We start from the raw sequence: 15,430 nt of genomic DNA on the forward strand, positions 1-15,430 counted from the left end.
TGGGCCCGCCCCGTGTTGAAACTGACAGGTCCCGCGCCCGGACGGGCCGCAAGGCCACGGGGGCTGCCGCTTTTTGGCCGTCGGATTGAGGAGACATGCATCATGGTGGCATGCTGCGGCGAGCGGGGGCAGGTTCGAGTACCCGGATGGGCGAAGCGAGCGACGAAGACCTCATGGCGCGCGTCGCCCAAGGGGATGCGGCCGCGTTCCGCACGCTCACCGAGCGCTATGCGGTGCGCGCGGTCGCCCTCGCACGCCGGTTCCTCGGCAATTCCGCCGATGCCGAGGATATCGCCCAGGATGCCTTTCTGCGGGTCTGGCGGGCGGCGCCGCGCTGGCAGCCGACCGCCGCGTTCGGCACCTGGTTCTATCGCATCGTTGTCAATCTGTGTCTCAACCACCGCCGCCGCCGGGACTTCGCGCCGCTGGAGGATGCGGCGGACATCGCCGATCCGGCGCCCGACGCCCTCGCCCGCCTCGCCCGTGGGCACGAGGACCGCGCGCTCGCCCGTGCCATCGCCGATCTGCCGCAGCGGCAAAGGGCGGCGGTGCTGCTTACATATTGGGAAGGGCTATCCAATGCCCGTACCGCGGAAGTTCTCGATGCCTCGGTTTCCGGCGTCGAGACGTTGCTGGTCCGTGCCCGGCGCGCGCTGCGCGCCCGTCTCGGTCCGCAGCCTGGGGAGGAATGAAAAATGACCCATGACGAATTCGAGCATCTGCTCGTCGCACACGGGGCCGATGTTTCGCTCTGGCCCGAGCCCGCACGCCGGCGCGCGCGGGACTTGATGGCGCGCGATCCATCGCTCGCGCGCCTGCTGACCACCCATGCGGCTCTCGACGCCCGCTTTGCTCGCGCGCTCTCGGGCGGGCCGGTGGCGCAGGATCTCGCGGCCGGTCGGCGGGTCGTGGCGCGCCTCGCCGCCCTGCCGCTGCCAAAGCAGGACGCGCGGGCGCCGGTGCGATGGCTGCCCTCCTGGCTGCTGGCGCTGGATCTGCGGCCCGCCTGGCCGAGCATCGCCGCGCTGGCGGGCATGGCGGCCCTGGGCTTCCTCGCCGGATTGAACGTGGTCGATCCCGGCCCACTCGACGCGGCGATGGGGGGCGGCGCCCGTCCGCAGGTCATCGCCGACCTGAGCACGATCGTGTTCGAGCCCGGCCCGCCGGAGGAAAGCGCGTTATGACCGGGGGCGCGATCCGCATGGGCACGTCCCAGCCGAGGCGGCTGCTGCTGGTGGCCTCCCTCGCCCTGAACCTGTTCTTCGTCGGCCTTGCGGTCGCCGTGGCGATCCAGGAGACGCGCGAACGCACGGCGGCGCCCGCGCCGGTGGCGCTCGACCGCAGCCCGGCCGCGCGCATCGACCGGCTGGCGGCGGCTTTGCCGGCGGCGGATGCGCAGGCGCTCAGGACCCGGTTCCAGGGCGCCCTTGGCGTGATCGATGCCGCGCAGACGGCCTCGCGGGTGGCGCAGGACAAGGTGCGCGCCGCCTTGGCGGCGGAGCCGTTCGACAGCGCCGCCGCCGACACCGCCTTGACGCAACTGCGGGAGGCGCGGCGCGCCCTGTGGCGCGCGCTGCATGGTGTGATCATCGCTGCCGCCGGCGAGATGTCGGCGGAAGGCCGCGCGCGGCTCGCGAGCTGGGTACCTCCCGACGAGGGCGAGCGCGGCGCCTCGCCCCAACCACAATCACGGTGATGATGCCGGGCGCGAGCGCGCGGCCTTCCCAAGCGAATTGGTGTTCCGATGAACGACCCACGCCCGTTGCGCGATTTGCGCGGCGAACCCATCTCTCTCGCATCCGAGGCGGCGCCGAAGCGCCGGCGCCGGTTTCCCTGGTCGTTCCTCATCTTCCTGGCCCTGCTGGCGCTGGTGGGGGCGGGGTTCCTGATCCGGCCGCAGGAGACGCCGCATCCCGGCGGGCGCGGCGGCATCGCCGGTCTGCCGGTGCCGGTCGCGACCGCGCTGGCGCAGACCGGCAGCATGCCGGTGACGCTCACCGCGCTCGGCACGGTCACGCCGCTCACCACCGTCACGGTGAAGACCCAGATCAGCGGCCGGCTGATCAATCTGTTCTTCACGGAAGGCCAGGAGATCGAGGCCGGCGCCCCGCTCGCCGAGGTCGATCCGCGCCCCTATGAGGCGGCGCTGAAACAGGCCAAGGGCCAGCTGGCCCGCGACCAGGCGCAATTGAAGAATGCCCAGCTGGACCTCAATCGCTACACCCAGCTGGTGGCCAAGAATGCCGCCTCCCAGCAGCAGGTCGATACCCAGCAGGCACTGGTGCAGCAGTTTCAGGGCACGGTGGAGATGGACGAGGCGCAGGTGCGCACCGCCGAGCTGAACCTCGAATATTGCCACATCACCGCGCCGGTCACCGGCCGCGTGGGCCTGCGGCTGGTGGATCGCGGGAATTACGTCCAGGCGGGCGATTCCACCGGCATCGCCGTGATCACCCAGATCAAGCCCATCACCGTGCTGTTCTCCCTGCCCGAGGACAAGGTCCCCCAGGTGCTCAAGCGGCTGAATTCCGGCGCCGACCTGCCGGTGGTGGTCTATGACCGCAACCGCCGCGCCGCCCTCGCCACGGGCAAGCTCGTGACCATCGACAACCAGGTGGACGTGACCACCGGCACGGTGAAGCTGAAGGCGCAGTTCGACAATGCGGACGAGGCGCTGTTTCCGAGCCAGTTCGTGAACGTGGACCTGCTGGTGGATACGCTCACCGGCGTCACCGTCATTCCCTCGGCGGCGGTGCAGCGCGGCGCGCCGGGCACTTATGTCTATCTGGTCCATCCCGACAATACGGTGAGCGTGCGCAAGATCGCGCTCGGCGCCTCCGACAGCAGCCGGATCGTCGTGACGCAGGGCCTTGTGGCGGGCGACAAGGTGGTGGTGGACGGCGCGGACAAATTGCGCGAGGGCGCCAAGATCAGCGAGCCCGACGCGGCGGCCGGCGGCAAGCCGGCTCCGGTCGCGGGCGAGGGATCGGAGCGCCGCCCGCGCCGCACTCAGGAAAATAGCACTCAGGAGAACCGCGACCACGGCACGGGCGCGGTCGCGATCCCCGCCACGCCGGGGCCTGCATCGTCGAAGACCGCGCCCGCCGTCCCGGCTTCCGGGTCCGCAGACACCGGACCCGCAAATTCCGCGCCCGCAACCCCGACACCCGCAACCCCGACACCCGGAACGACGCCGCCCGCCGGCACGGTCCCCGCCGTGGGGCCGAGCATCGTTCCGGATTCAGGTCCCGGCGCGGCCCCAGCGGCGGCGCAGGGCGGTGGCGCGCCGCCGACCGCGGGCGGTGTGAAATGAGGCCGGTGCGGCCCGCGCCGTCCGCGTGCGCGGCGAAGGCGATTGTGACGACGACGGCGCGGGAGGGCGCGGCGTGAATCCCTCCCAGCCCTTCATCGTGCGGCCGGTCGCCACCTCCCTGCTGATGGCGGCGCTGCTGCTGGTCGGCATGGTGGCGTTCCGCTTCCTGCCGCTCTCCGCCTTGCCGGAGGTGGATTATCCCACCATTGCCGTGCGCACCTTCTATCCTGGCGCCAGCCCGGAGGTCATGACCTCCTCGATCACGGCGCCGCTGGAGCGCCAGCTCGGGCAGATGCCGAACCTGAAGCAGATGTCCTCGTCCAGCTCTGCCGGGGCTTCGGTCATCACGCTGCAATTCGGCCTGGAACTCTCGCTCGATGTGGCGGAACAGGAAGTGCAGGCGGCGATCAATGCCGCCGGCAACCTGCTGCCGTCCGATCTTCCGGCCCCGCCGATCTATGCCAAGGTGAACCCCGCCGACGCACCCATCCTCACCCTGGCGGTGACCTCGAAGACGCTCGCGCCGACCGAGCTTCAGGACCTCGCCGACACCCGCGTGGCGCAGAAGCTCTCGCAGGTGGCCGGTGTCGGACTCGTCAGTCTATCTGGCGGCCAGCGGCCGGCGGTGCGCATCCGCGCCAATCTCTCCGCGCTTGCCGCCTATGGCCTCAATATCGACGATCTGCGCACCAGCGTCGCCAATGCCAATGTGAACACGCCCAAGGGCAGTTTCGACGGCCCCATGCGGGCCTATTCGGTGAATGCCAACGACCAGATCCGCGACCCGGCGATCTATAGCGATCTCATCATCGCCTATCGCAAGGGCGCGCCGGTGCGCCTTTCCCAGGTGGCGGAGGTGATCGCGGGGGCGGAGAACGACAAGCTCGCCGCCTGGATGAACACCACGCCGGCCATCATCCTCAACATCCAGCGCCAGCCGGGCGCGAACGTGATCGCCGTGGTGGACGAGATCAAGGCGCTGCTGCCGGAACTCACCGCCACTCTGCCGACCAGCGTGGACGTCGCCGTGCTCACCGACCGCACCACCACCATCCGCGCTTCGGTGCGCGACGTGGAGCTGGAACTGCTGCTCGCCCTGGTGCTGGTGGTGCTGGTGATCTTCGTGTTCCTGCGCGATATCCCCGCGACCGTGATCCCGAGCCTGTCGGTGCCGCTCTCCATCGTCGGCACGTTTGCGGTGATGTATCTGGCGGGCTTCTCGCTCAACAATCTCTCGCTCATGGCCCTGACCATCGCCACCGGCTTCGTGGTGGACGATGCCATCGTCATGATCGAGAACATCGCCCGCCATATCGAGATGGGGCTGAAGCCGTTCGACGCGGCGCTGAAGGGCTCGGCGCAGATCGGCTTCACCATCGTCTCGCTGACGGTCTCGCTGATCGCGGTGCTGATCCCGCTGCTGTTCATGGCGGACGTGGTGGGCCGCCTGTTCCGCGAATTCGCCATCACGCTGGCGGTGACGATCCTGATCTCGGCCGTGGTCTCGCTCACCCTCGTGCCGATGCTGTGCGCGCGCCTGCTCAAGGCGCGCCCGGAGGGAGGGGAGCGCAAGCGCACCTGGTTCGACGGCGTGATCTCCGGCTATGGCGCCATGCTGCGCGTGGTGCTGCGCCACCAGGGTGCGACCCTGCTGGTGGCGGTGGCGACGCTCGGCCTGACGGTGGCGCTTTATGTGGCGATCCCAAAGGGCTTCTTTCCGGTGCAGGATACGGGGCTGATTTCGGGCGTTTCGGAAGGCCCGCAATCCATCTCCTATGCCGCCATGGCGGAGCGCCAGCAGGCGCTGGCGGCGGCGATCCTGAAGGATCCCGACGTCTCCGCGCTCTCCTCCTTCATCGGCGCCGACGGCACCAACGCGACGCTCAACACCGGCCGCTTCCTCATCGAGCTGAAGCCAAAGGGCGAGCGCACGGCCACCGTCTCCCAGGTGATCCGTCGCATCACGGCGGACGTGGCGCACCTGCCCGGCATCGCGCTCTATCTCCAGCCGGTGCAGGACTTGACCATCGACGCGACCTCGGGCCGGGGCCAATATACCTTCGTGCTCCAGGATACCGACCCGGCGGAGCTATCGCTTTGGGTGCCGCGCCTGCTGGATCGGCTGTCCCGCAGCCCGGAACTCGCTGATGTCACCAGCAATCTGCAGGACCGGGGCCTCGCCGTGGACATCACGGTGGATCGCGACACCGCCGCCCGGTTCGGCATCACCATGGCGACGGTGGACAATGCGCTCTACGATTCCTTCGGCCAGCGCATCATCTCCACCATCTTCACCCAGACCAGCCAGTATCGCGTGATCCTGGAGGCCGATCCCAAGCTGCAGGCCACGCTGAAATCCCTCGATACGGTCTATCTGCCGGGTTCCAACGGCGCGCAGGTGCCGCTCTCCGCCATCGCCACCATCACCGAGCGGCCGGCGCCGTTGCAGATCAGCCATCTCAGCCAGTTTCCGGCGGTGACGGTCTCGTTCAATCTTGCGCCCGGCGTGTCGTTGGATGCGGCGGTGGCGGCGGTGCAGCAGGCGGAGCGCGACATCGCCCTGCCGGCGAGCGTCATCACTTCGTTCCAGGGCGCCGCGCTCGCGTTCCAGGCGGCGCTTGGCAATGAATTGCTGCTCATCCTCGCCGCCATCGTCACGGTCTATATCGTGCTGGGCGTGCTCTATGAGAGCTATATCCATCCCATCACCATTCTCTCTACCTTGCCCTCGGCCAGCGTCGGCGCGCTGCTGGGCCTGATGGCCATGGGCGGGGAACTCGACATCATCGGCATCATCGGCATCATCCTGCTGATCGGCATCGTGAAGAAGAATGCCATCATGATGATCGACTTCGCGCTCGATGCGGAACGCAACCAGGGGCTTCCGCCCGCCGAAGCGATCTATCAGGCCTGCCTGCTGCGCTTCCGACCGATCCTGATGACCACGCTCGCGGCGCTCCTCGGCGCGCTGCCGCTGATGCTCGGCTCGGGCGCCGGGGCGGAGCTGCGCCAGCCGCTCGGGGTTGCCATCGTCGGCGGGCTGGTGGTGAGCCAGGTGCTCACCTTGTTCACCACGCCGGTGATCTATCTCGCGTTCGAAAATCTGGCACGGCGGCTCAGTGGGCGGCCCCGCATGGCGGCGGAGCCGGCGGAATGAACATTTCCGCGCCCTTCATCCGGCGGTCCATCGCGACCACACTGCTGACGCTGGGGTTTGCCGCCGCGGGGGCGCTCGCCTTCTTCTTCCTGCCGGTCTCCCCGCTGCCGCAGGTGGATCTGCCGACCATCCAGGTGAGCGCCTCCATGCCGGGCGCCAATCCCGAGACCATGGCCTCCACCGTCGCGACGCCGCTGGAACGCCATCTCGGCCAGATTGCCGACGTGTCCGAGATCACCTCCACCAGCACGCTCGGTTCCACCCGCATCACCCTGCAATTCGGCCTCGACCGCGACATCGACGGCGCCGCGCGCGACGTGCAGGCTGCCATCAATGCGGCGCGGGCGGATTTGCCGGCGGCGCTGCGCAGCAATCCCACCTATCGCAAGGTCAATCCCGCCGACGCGCCGATCCTGATCATGGCGCTGACCTCCAAGACGCTCAGCCGCGGCCAGCTCTATGATTCCGCCGCCACGGTGCTGCAGCAGAAGCTCTCCCAGGTGAAGGGCGTGGGGCTGGTGACGGTCGGCGGCTCCTCGTTGCCGGCGGTGCGGGTGGAGATCAATCCCCACGCTTTGTTCCAATACGGCATCGGGCTGGAGGACATCCGCGCCGCGCTCGCCTCAGCCAATGCCAATGCGCCGAAGGGCGCGATCGAGCAGGGCGACAAGCGCTATCAGATCTACACCAACGACCAGGCGCACGAGGCCGCCGCCTATCGCAATCTGGTGGTCGCCTATCGCAACGGCGCGCCGGTGCACCTGTCCGAGGTGGCGGAGGTGGTGGATTCGGTCGAGAACGTGCGCAATGAGGGGCTCGCCAACGGCAGCCCCTCGGTGCTGCTGATCCTCTCGCGCGAGCCCGGCGCCAACATCATCGAGGCGGTGGAGCGCGTGAAGGCGGTGCTGCCGGAACTGCGCGCCTCGATCCCCGCCGACATCGACCTGTCCATCGCCATGGACCGCACCGGCTCGATCCGCGCGTCGCTGCACGATGTGGAACTGGGCCTCGTGCTGGCGGTGGTGCTGGTGGTGGCGGTGGTGCTGCTGTTCCTGCACGATTGGCGCACCGCGCTCATTCCAAGCATCGCGGTGCCGGTGTCGCTGATCGTCACGTTCGGCTTCATGTATCTGCTGGGCTACAGCCTGAATAATTTCTCCCTCATGGCGCTCACCATCGCCACCGGCTTCGTGGTGGACGATGCCATCGTGGTTCTGGAGAATGTGACGCGCCACGTGGAAGCGGGCATGTCGCGCATGGAGGCGGCGCTGCTCGGGGCGAAGGAGGTGGGCTTCACCGTCCTCTCCATGAGCCTGTCGCTGATCGCGGTGTTCATTCCGATCCTGCTCATGGGCGGCATCGTCGGGCGGTTCTTCCGGGAATTCGCGGTCACCTTGTCGGTGACCATCCTGGTGTCGCTGGTGGTGTCGCTCACCCTGACGCCGATGATGTGCGCGCGCCTCATCTCCCCGCCGTCGAAGAAGCCGCCGGGCCGCATCGGGCGGTTCGGCGCCCGGGCGTTCGGCGCGGTGCTGTCGGGCTATGATGTGACGCTCGGCTGGGCGCTGCGCCATCGCCTGTTCGTGCTGGCGATCCTCGCATTGACCGTGGCGCTCAACGTGCACCTGTTCACCGTGGTGCCGAAGGGCTTCTTTCCCCAGCAGGATATCGGCCAGATCATGGGCGGCATCCAGGCCGACCAGAGCATCTCGTTCCAGCTGATGCGCGAGAAGCTCGGCCGCTTCGTCGCTATCGTCAAGGACGACCCGGCGGTGGATACGGTGGTGGGCTATACCGGCGGGTCGCAGACCAATTCGGGCTTTCTGTTCATCGCCCTGAAGCCGCTGGAGCAGCGCGACGCCAGCGCCGACCAGGTGATCGCGCGCCTGCGCCCGCGCCTCGCCAAGGTGCCGGGCGCGACCTTGTTCCTGCAGGCGATGCAGGACGTGCGCGCCGGCGGGCGGCAGAGCAACGCGCAATATCAATACACGCTGCAAAGCGACGATCTCGACCTGCTGCGGGAATGGACCCCCAAGATCACCGAAGCTTTGCGCAGCGTGCCGGACATCGCCGACGTGAATTCCGACACCCAGGAAAAGGGGCTGGAAATCGATCTCAAGATCGATCGCGACACCGCCGCCCGGCTGGGGCTCTCCATGGCGCAGATCTCGAACACGCTCTATGACGCGTTCGGCCAGCGGCAGGTATCCACCATCTATGCGCCGCTGAACCAGTATCACGTGGTGATGGAGGTGGCGCCGGCCTATTGGCAGGACCCGCGCACCCTCGACGATATCCGCATCTCCACCTCCGGCGGCGCGCTGGCGGGCAGCGCCTCCACGGCGGCGGTGGCGGCGGTCTCCACCCAGCTCACCGGCTCGGCCGATGCGCTGTCGGCGGACGCGGTGCGCAACGCCAATACCAACCGCATCGCCAACACCACCAAGTCGGGCGCCTCCACCGGGGCCGCGGTGAGCACCAGGTTCAATCTGTCGGTGCCGCTCTCCGCCTTCGCCACCTTCGGCCCCGGAACCACGCCGCTGGCGGTGAACCACCAGGGTCTGTTCGCGGCCAGCACGCTGTCATTCAATCTCAAGCCCGGCGTGACGCTCGGCGAGGGACTGGCGGCGATCAACCGGGCCATGGTGCAGCTCGGCGTTCCCGCGAGCATCCACGGCACCTCGCAGGGCACGGCGAAGCTGTTCCAGCAATCGCTGGGCACCCAGCCGCTGCTGATCCTGGTGGCGCTGCTGAGCGTCTATGTGGTGCTCGGGATTCTCTATGAAAGCTTCGTCCACCCGCTCACCATCCTGTCCACCTTGCCGTCGGCGGGGGTGGGGGCGGTGCTGGCGCTGATCGTGTGCAAGAGCGAGTTCAGCCTGATCGCGCTGATCGGCGTGATCCTGCTGATCGGCATCGTGAAGAAGAACGCCATCATGATGGTGGATTTCGCTTTGGAGGCGGAGCGCGCGCGCGGCCTCTCGCCGGAGGCGGCGATCCACGAAGCCTGCCTGCAACGCTTCCGGCCGATCCTCATGACCACGCTCGCGGCGATCTTCGGCGCGGTGCCGCTGGCGCTCGCCTCGGGCACGGGCGCGGAACTGCGCCAGCCGCTGGGCATCACCATCATCGGCGGGCTCATGGTGAGCCAGCTCCTGACGCTCTACACGACGCCCGTGGTCTATCTGCTGCTCGACCGCCTGCGGCGCCGGCCGGCGCGCGCATCGCGCGAGGAGACAGGCGGCGCCGCCCCGCTGGCGCCGGCGGAATAAGCATCGTGACCTAGAGGAAAAACTTCGCGGGTCGCGTAGATAACAAAAAAGCCCCGCTCACGCGGGGCTTCCTGTCTCGAGCTATGCTTTAGGGCCGGAGTACATCCGTCCGTTCCCTAAGTCGCCGTTTCCGGCGCCACCGCTGAGGACTGCAGGTGTAGAGGCTTATTGCGGCGAGAGGAAGGCATCTCGTACGGCAGATGCATCCAATATGGAGGAATGGGCGGAAAAATCTTGTGCGCGCTTGGGTTTAAGCGGTCGCCGGCGCGGGTGCTCCAAGCCCTTCGCACGCCCCTCCGCACCCGCTGCGAGCGCTCCTCCAGGAGCCTTTCCGTGCGCTCAGCCCCGTGCAAGGTCGCGGAGGGAAGGTGGCAGGCGGAGCGTCTCGCGACGGATCGGCGCATGCGCGTCCGGTCGGCGAGGCGGGCACGAACACGGGTGTCGCATATGGGCAGGCAGCAAAGAGCACGGGCCGCGCAGGGCCGTCCGCAGGCGCGGGTGGGCGCGATCGCCTCCGCGCTCGGGCTGATCGGCCGTGCCCGCGCGGCGCGCCAGGCGGGCGATGGCGCGGGGGCGGAGGCGCTGTTTCAGCAGGCGCTCGCGTGCGACCCCAGGCAGCCGGACGCCTGGATCGGCCTTGCCTCGATCCTGGTGGCGAAGGGGGATTTGCGCGCCGCCCACGAAACCCTGCTCGCCGCCATCGCGCGGGGCGTGCTGGTGGCGGAGCATCTCGGCCAGCAGGCCATCGCGGCTTATAACGAGGGGCGCGATGCGGACGCGCTCGCCTTGCTGGAAGCGGGCTGCGCGGCCAAGCCCGGCCTTGCCGCGCTGCATGCCGACCGGGGCCTGGTGCTGTTCGAGATGCGCCGGCTTGCGGAGGCGGTGGCCGCCTTCAATGCCGCGCTCGCGGCCGATCCCGATCATGTCGAGGCCTATATTAATCTCGGCTGCATCTGCGCCGAGGGCCGGCAGGTGCAGCAGGCGATCCAGTTTTTCCGCCAGGCGCTGCGGCTGCGGCCGCAGGATCCGGTGGCGCTCTACGGCCTCTCGATCCAGCGCCGCCATGCCTGCGAATGGCGCGGCGGCGAAGCGGAGGAAGCGGCGTTGACGCGCGTGCTGGAGACCACCGGCGCCCGCACCGGGCCCTTCATGCGCCTCGCCGCCCGCGTCCCCGCGCACGAGCATCTGCGCGCCGCGCGGGTCTGGAGCCGGGGCGTGCGGGTGAAGGCGGAAGATATCCTGCCCCCCGTGCACGAGTTGCCGGCGCCCGGCCGGCGCATCCGCGTCGGCTATCTCTCGCGCGACCTGTTCGCCCATGCCACGGCGTTCCTGGCGGTGGAACTGTTCGAGCGGCACGACCGGGCGCGGTTCGAGACCTTCGCCTATTCCTACGGTCCCGACGACGGGTCCGATATGCGGCGCCGGCTGGTGGAGGCGTTCGACCATTTCGTCGAGGTGGGCGATCTGAGCAATGAGGCGGCGGCGGGCCGCATCCGCGCCGACGGCATCGACATTTTGGTGGATCTGAAGGGCTATACCTTCGGCTGCCGCACCGAGATCCTGGCCCTGCGCCCGGCGCCGGTGCAGGTGAATTATCTCGGCTATCCCGGCACCATGGGGGCGCCGTTCATCGACTATATCATCGGCGACGCCGTCGTGACGCCGCTTGAGGCCGCGCCGCTCTATGATGAGAAGATCGTCCAGCTGCCCGGCACCTATCAGCCCAATGACAGCCGCCGCGCCATCGCCGCGCACGTGCCGTCGCGCGCCGCCTGCGGCCTGCCGGAGAGCGGCTTCGTCTTCTGCTGCTTCAACAATACTTATAAGATCACGCCCGATGTCTTCGCGGTATGGATGCGCCTGCTCGCGGCCGTGCCCGGATCGGTGCTGTGGCTGTTCGAGGCCAATGGCGTGGCGCGCGATAATCTCCAGTATGAGGCGGGCGCGCTGGGCGTCGATCCCGGCCGCATCGTGTTCGCGCCGCGCGCCGAGCCGGCGGACCATCTGGCGCGCCAGAGCCATGCCGATCTGGTGCTCGATACCTTGCCCTATAATGCCCACACCACCGCCAGCGATGCCCTGTGGGCCGGCGTGCCGCTGGTGACCTGCGCGGGGGAAAGCTTCGCCAGCCGCGTCGCCGGAAGCCTGCTGCATGCGGTGGGCCTGCCGGAGCTCGTCACCCATACGCTGGCGGAGTATGAGGCGCTGGCCCTGGCGCTGGCGCGCGATCCCCAGCGCCTCGCCGCCCTGCGCGCCCGCCTCGCCGCCAACCGCGCCGATGCCGACCTGTTCGATGCGACGCGCTATGCGCGGGGCCTGGAAGCGGCCTATGAGCGGATGCACGCCCTGCGCTGCGCCGGCAAACCGCCGAAGGCTATGGGGATCACGTCGGAGGCCATGGGGATCGCGCCGGAGGCGTGAGGCCCCCGCCGGCGGCTCCAGTCTCGCCGGAAGGGCGAAACCGCGCACGTGCCGAAATTCGGCGCGAACGTCCGCCCGAAAAGCTGGTTTGGTCCGCCGTCATGGCGCGGAGAGGCGCCACGAAACCCTTGTTCGTCCGCGCTAACTCATTGTTTCACGTGAAACATTTTGCGGAGAAATCGAGCCTGCGCGCCGCTCAGAGGCGCCGCAGGAAGCCGTCCGGGGCGGCGGTGATGGCGAGTTTGTGCTCCAGAACCTTGTCGATTTCAAACCGCAACCGCCCCCCGTCCTCGCCGTGGCGCGGATCATTGTCCAGCCGGCGCAGATAGTCCCACACGGCGGTCTTGGGATTGTCGCCCTTGCCCCAGGGCCGATCCGCGCACATGCCGGCGGGCAGATCCTCCACCCCGGTATCCCACACCACCACATAGGAACCTTGCGAGACCATGGGGGCATAAAGCTCCAATTCGCTCAGCACATGGTCGTGGGTATGGTTGGAATCCAGGAACACCATCACCGTCTGCGCCTGCGCCGCCGCCGCACGGATGCGCCCGACAATGACGTCGTCGATGGAGGAGCCCTCGATCATCTCGATCTTGTGGGCGAGCGAATGGGCCAAAATGCCGGCGCGATTGTGCGCGCGGATGTCGATGTCGACGCCGATCACCTTGCGTCCGCCGGCGCGCGGATCGAGCGGGGTGCCGGTCTCCATCGCCTCGCAATATTCGATCATCGCCAGCATGGAAGCGCTGAGGATGAGCGAGCCGCCATGGGCGATGCCGGTCTCGATCACCAGGTCCGGCTTCACCCGCCAGATCAGCTCCTGGATCGCGTAAATATCCTGCGGCACCTGGATGATAGGCCGGCCGAGCCAAGTGAAATTCTGCGCGTAATTGTGCCGGATGCATTCGCGCACCCAGATGTTGGACAGGCCGAGGAAATCGCGGTCGGCGCCGATGCCGGCGATGTTGCCGGCGACGTATTTGGCGAAGGTCTGGTCCGGCGTCATGTCGGCGAGCCTCTGAGTGGGAGCGTGCATTGGGAGCTGTCTGTTGGCGTGGCGCGGTCAGCGCTTGGTGGCGTGGATGTCCCACCAGCGGGTGCGGGGGGCGAGGCGGGTGCCGGCGCGATCCCGCACGGTGCGGGCGTAGACCGAGTGCATGTCCCGCCGGCTCAGCCATTGGCCGGGAAGCGCGCGGCCGAACGGGCCGGAGGAGCCAGGTGGGAACTGGTATCCGATCGCCTCGTCCTGAAGCTCGTGGACCGTGGATTGGTCCAGCAGCTTGAAGCCGTCGTAGCCGGCGCTCGCCAGCATCTCGATATATTCGAAGCCGAAGCGGCAATCCTCGATGCTGACATAGAGCGGCTTGATGAGCTGGCGCCCCAGCTGGGCCAGGATGTCCTTGTCCGCGCCCTCGACGTCGATCTTCAGATAATAGGGAATGCCGAAGCGGTCGAAGATCTGGCCGAGGGTCAGCGCCTCCACCTCGATGGCATGGCAGGCGCTGTCGTCGCGGCCCGCCCAGCCCATGTCCATGCTGCTCCAATGATCATTGGCCTCATTGATGAAGAAGCTGACGCGGCCGGCCGTTCCGGCGACCGCATTGGGCAGGATGGTGACGCGTTTGGCCGCGATCTCGGCGGCGAAGCGGGTGTTCGCGGCGTCCACCAGGGCGGGGTTTGCTTCCACCGCCACCACGTTGAAACCCTTGGCCAGATAATAGGCGGTGTCATCGCCATTGTTCATGCCGAGGTCCATGATGAACCGGCTGTCGCTCACGAAGATGCTCATTTGCGCATGCGTTCCTTGGGCAGGGCGTAGATCACCGCGCCGGTGCCGCACCAGGCGTGGGCGCGCAGGATCAGCTGATAGTTTTCAAGGTTTTGCGCCAGCCACAGGGGCGTGCGGGCGAGGCCGTCGGCATTGTGATAGACGGTGATCGCGAGCGCGGGCCGGTGCTGGCGCAGGGTCTCGCGGGCGCCTTCGAGCGCGGCCAGCTCGCCGCCCTCCAGGTGCAGCTTCACATAGGTCGGGTCGAGGCCGAGCGCGTCGATGGGCAGGCTCTCGCGCTGGGATTGGCCGGTGGGGGAGATCTGCGAGGCATAGCCGAGCCCGTCGTGAAAGCGCACGCTCTCGCGCCGCGCCCCGACCACATGGCCGAGCACCTGCACGCGGGCGCGCACCTGCCAGTCCAGGCCCGCCACGAAAGTGCGCAGCACGGCGGCATTGGCCGGGTCCGGCTCGATCGCCCACACCGCGGAAACCTGTCCCCGGACCTCCTCCAGCAGGCGCGCCGTGACGCTGCCGTGATGGGCGCCGCCATCCAGGAAGCGGGCGCCGGCGCGCAGGGTCGCGGCCAGTTCGGGAATGAAGAAGCGTTCGGCGGGAACCACCGGGGCGCCCGGGAAATCCCATTCCTCCCGCGCCATGTGCCAGGCGGCGAAGCGCAGGTAATGGGCGCGCGAGGCATCGTCGGCGAAGAGTTCCAATGCAGTCGCGGCAGCGGCGAAGCCGGCAAGATCCAGCGGGCCGCTGAACCACCCATTGCTCAACGGGTGGCTGGCGCGGAAGCTTTCGGCGAGATCGTAGAATGGCACGCAGGCCGCCCAGCCCTGTAGCGCCAGCTCCGTCTGGATGGGCGCGAACGGGCTGTTGGCAATGGCGATGGCAAGCAGCGCCTCGCGCCGCACATGGGGGGCCACGTCCTCGGGTGCGAGAATGCTGAGGCCGTGCCAGTCGGGATCGGCGCGATGGCGCGCGGCGTCCGCATCGACCACGAACGCGATGGGCTGGCCCATGGCGTCGAGATGCCCGCGCGCCAGCTTGCCGAGGTTGCCGGCGCCATAGAGCGCCAGCGGCCGGCCGCTGATCGCCACGGGACGGGGTGCGAGGGCGCGCGCGTTGAGATGCTGCAACAGGGCGATGGCGGCGCGCCGGTCCGGCCCGGTGGCGAAGTTGCGGGCGCGCACCGGGCAGGGCGCCGGCATCCGCAGTTTGCCTGCGCTCACATGGGCGAAGGCGGTCATGGACGAGCCACCGGGCGGGCCGGCGCGGAGCGCTGCGCAAACGCGCCCCGCTTAACGGCGCCACGCGCAAGATCGTGCACATGCACGCAAACCTTCATGCCCGCTCCTCCTGCCGCGCGTTAGCGCCTCGGGCGGTTTCCCAAGGGTCCGCGCCATTGACGAGAGCGTGCCGCACGATGCTTTCGCCGGGCTTGTGGCTTTTGGGCGAGCTGCGAGGACAGCCTGGCGCAATGAACCGCT

10 protein-coding genes are annotated in these 15,430 nt (G+C 68.5%); 7 read left to right on the forward strand and 3 right to left on the reverse strand.

From position 1 onward, the window contains the following. The first annotated feature begins 110 nt into the window (after window positions 1–110). From V5G24_RS01640 to V5G24_RS01670, 7 genes are all read left to right on the forward strand, one after another. The gene (locus V5G24_RS01640) at window positions 111–692 is read left to right on the forward strand and encodes an RNA polymerase sigma factor (protein WP_394080319.1); all 582 of its coding nucleotides are present in this window, start codon (window positions 111–113) and stop codon (window positions 690–692) included. A gap of 3 nt (window positions 693–695) precedes the next feature. Then, the gene (locus tag V5G24_RS01645; protein ID WP_394078914.1) at window positions 696–1,184 is read left to right on the forward strand and encodes a hypothetical protein; all 489 of its coding nucleotides are present in this window, start codon (window positions 696–698) and stop codon (window positions 1,182–1,184) included. Next, entirely contained in the window at window positions 1,181–1,696 is a 516-nt protein-coding gene (locus V5G24_RS01650) for a periplasmic heavy metal sensor (RefSeq protein WP_394078916.1), read from the forward strand. The genes V5G24_RS01645 and V5G24_RS01650 overlap by 4 nt, the downstream gene beginning before the upstream one ends. Window positions 1,697–1,744: 48 nt before the next feature. Then, the gene (locus V5G24_RS01655; protein WP_394078918.1) at window positions 1,745–3,313 is read left to right on the forward strand and encodes an MdtA/MuxA family multidrug efflux RND transporter periplasmic adaptor subunit; all 1,569 of its coding nucleotides are present in this window, start codon (window positions 1,745–1,747) and stop codon (window positions 3,311–3,313) included. Window positions 3,314–3,386: 73 nt separating this feature from the next. Beyond that, window positions 3,387–6,470: an MdtB/MuxB family multidrug efflux RND transporter permease subunit gene (locus V5G24_RS01660; RefSeq protein ID WP_394078920.1), complete on the forward strand. Its 3,084-nt coding sequence runs from the start codon at window positions 3,387–3,389 to the stop codon at window positions 6,468–6,470. Next, on the forward strand, window positions 6,467–9,742 hold the full coding sequence (locus tag V5G24_RS01665) for an efflux RND transporter permease subunit (protein ID WP_394078922.1): 3,276 nt from the start codon (window positions 6,467–6,469) through the stop codon (window positions 9,740–9,742). Before V5G24_RS01660 ends, V5G24_RS01665 begins: the two co-directional genes overlap by 4 nt. Before the next feature lie 447 nt (window positions 9,743–10,189). Beyond that, window positions 10,190–12,163 (forward strand): O-linked N-acetylglucosamine transferase, SPINDLY family protein, encoded by a 1,974-nt coding sequence (locus V5G24_RS01670; RefSeq protein WP_394078924.1) that lies wholly within the window; start codon window positions 10,190–10,192, stop codon window positions 12,161–12,163. A 196-nt stretch (window positions 12,164–12,359) separates the two neighbouring features. Here V5G24_RS01670 and V5G24_RS01675 read toward each other — a convergent pair whose 3' ends face one another. Genes V5G24_RS01675 through V5G24_RS01685 form a run of 3 tightly spaced genes read right to left on the reverse strand, consistent with a single transcriptional unit; the run spans window position 12,360 to window position 15,190 of the window. Beyond that, window positions 12,360–13,172, reverse strand: coding sequence for a cephalosporin hydroxylase family protein (locus V5G24_RS01675; protein WP_394080321.1), 813 nt, complete (start codon window positions 13,170–13,172; stop codon window positions 12,360–12,362). 57 nt (window positions 13,173–13,229) lie between these two features. Further along, a complete protein-coding gene (locus V5G24_RS01680; RefSeq protein WP_394078926.1) occupies window positions 13,230–13,955 on the reverse strand; it encodes an FkbM family methyltransferase in 726 nt (241 codons plus the stop codon). Beyond that, the gene (locus tag V5G24_RS01685) at window positions 13,952–15,190 is read right to left on the reverse strand and encodes an FkbM family methyltransferase (protein ID WP_394078928.1); all 1,239 of its coding nucleotides are present in this window, start codon (window positions 15,188–15,190) and stop codon (window positions 13,952–13,954) included. The genes V5G24_RS01680 and V5G24_RS01685 overlap by 4 nt, the downstream gene beginning before the upstream one ends. Window positions 15,191–15,430: the final 240 nt, after the last annotated feature.

Source organism: Roseixanthobacter finlandensis (assembly GCF_043195105.2).
Classification (GTDB): domain Bacteria; phylum Pseudomonadota; class Alphaproteobacteria; order Rhizobiales; family Xanthobacteraceae; genus NCEH01.